This is a genomic window from Luteimonas rhizosphaericola, from assembly GCF_029888045.1.
GTDB lineage: Bacteria > Pseudomonadota > Gammaproteobacteria > Xanthomonadales > Xanthomonadaceae > Luteimonas > Luteimonas rhizosphaericola.
The window spans coordinates 1-1,868 of the sequence record NZ_JARXRN010000012.1 but is presented as its reverse complement, the minus strand read 5'-3'; the positions used below and the strand labels follow the sequence as shown (position 1 = coordinate 1,868).

1 protein-coding gene and 1 pseudogene are annotated in these 1,868 nt (G+C 71.3%); both read left to right on the top strand.

Annotated features, from left to right (window positions below; all coding sequences use genetic code 11):
• Nucleotides 1-312: pseudogene (locus QFW80_RS00900) on the top strand (methyl-accepting chemotaxis protein); the annotation flags it as partial.
• Nucleotides 313-438: 126 nt separating this feature from the next.
• Nucleotides 439-1,868 (top strand): cache domain-containing protein (locus tag QFW80_RS00895; protein WP_280599056.1); only part of this gene is annotated, 1,430 nt, incomplete at its 3' end.

The window sequence follows — 1,868 nt, the reverse complement described above, 5'->3', positions numbered from 1 at the left end:
AACGTGGCGATCACCCAGATGGACGAGGGCACGCAGCAGAACGCGGCCCTGGTCGAAGAAGCCACCGCCGCCGCGCGCAGCATGGAGCAGCAGGCCGGGCAGCTGGTGCAGACGGTCGCGGTATTCCGCACCCGCGACCAGGCCGCCACGCCGCTGCTCCCGCCGGCCGCGCCGCCCGCCGCGCCGTCGAAGGTCTCGGCCCTGCCGCAGCGATCGCCGCTGCGCGCGCCCGCCCGGCCGGCGCCGCGCACTCCTGCCCGCCCGGCCGTGGCGGTGACGGCTGCGGCCTCCGGGGAGTGGCAGGAGTTCTGAGCCGGCCGATCCCGCACGCAGCGGACGGGCGCGCCCGTCCGCTGCGTGAACGGACGTACTGCCGGGCCGAAGGTTCCGGCGTGCCGTGCCGTTATGGAGACCAACTCCATACGGTCGGGTATCCGCATGTCTTCCTTCCTGTCCCGCCTCGGGATCTCGCGCAAGCTCGGGCTGCTGACGGCACTGGGCATCCTGGCCCTGCTGACGGTCATCGCCCTCCAGCTCACGGCCGAACACCGCATGCTGATGGCCGAGAAGGAAACGGCTACGCGCGGCCAGGTGCAGTCGGCGGTCACGCTGGCCGGGCACTTCCACGCCCGCGCCGAACGCGGCGAGCTCAGCGAGGAGCAGGCCCGCGACGGCGCGATGGCGGCGATCAAGGCACTGCGCTACGGCAACGACGACTATTTCTGGATCAACGACATGCAGCCGCGGATGCTGATGCATCCGTTCAAGCCGGAGATGGACGGGACCGATCTCACCGGCTTCGCCGATCCCAACGGCGTGCACCTGTTCGTCGAGGCGGTGGCACGGGTCAAGGCCGGCGGCGCTGGCTTCATCCACTACGCCTGGCCCAAGCCCGGCGCCGACCAGCCGGTACCGAAGATCTCCTACGTGCAGGAATTCGCGCCCTGGGGCTGGGTGATCGGCTCGGGGATCTATGTCGACGACGTGCAGGCCGCGCTGTGGGCCTCCGCGCGCGCCGCGCTGGCCAAGCTGGCGGTGGTGCTGGCGCTGCTGCTCGCCGCGTCGTGGGTGATCTCGCGTTCGATCACGCAGCCGATCGCGCGCGCGGTCGAGGCGTCCACCGCGCTGGCCCGCGGCCGCCTCGACGGACAGATCCAGGTGCAGGGACGCGACGAGACCGCGCGCCTGCTGCAGTCGCTGCAGGGCATCCAGCAGGTGCTGCAGCGAATCTCCGGCGCACAGCGCGAAATGCACGCCGCGCACGAGGCCGGCGACATCGACCACCGCATCGACGCGGCCCGGTTCGAAGGCGCGTTCGGCGAGATGGCGGACCAGGTCAACGAACTGGTCGCCGCGCACATCGACACCAAGATGCGGCTGGTGGCCCTGGTGCGCGAATACGCCGAGGGCGACCTGTCGCGCGACATGGATCGCCTGCCGCGCGGAAAGGCGGTGCTGACCGAGACCATGGACGCGACCAAGTCCACCCTGCTGGCCATCAATGCCGAAATCCAGCGCCTGTCCGAGGCGGCTGCCGCGGGCGATTTCAGCCAGCGCGGCGACGCCGACCGGTTCCGGTTCGCCTACCGCGACATGATCGTCTCGCTCAACCGGCTGATGGCAAGCGCCGACCGCGGCCTGTCCGAAGTGGGAACCCTGCTGTCGGCGGTCGCCGCCGGCGATCTCACCCGCGAGGCCGACGCCAGCCTGCCCGGCCAGTTCGGCCGCCTGGCCGAGGACGCCAACGGCACCGTGCGCAAACTCGCCGACGTGGTCGGCCAGATCCGCAGCGGCAGCGACGCGATCAACGCCGCCGCGTCCGAGATCGCTTCGGGCAACAGCGACCTCTCCCGCCGCACCGAACAGCA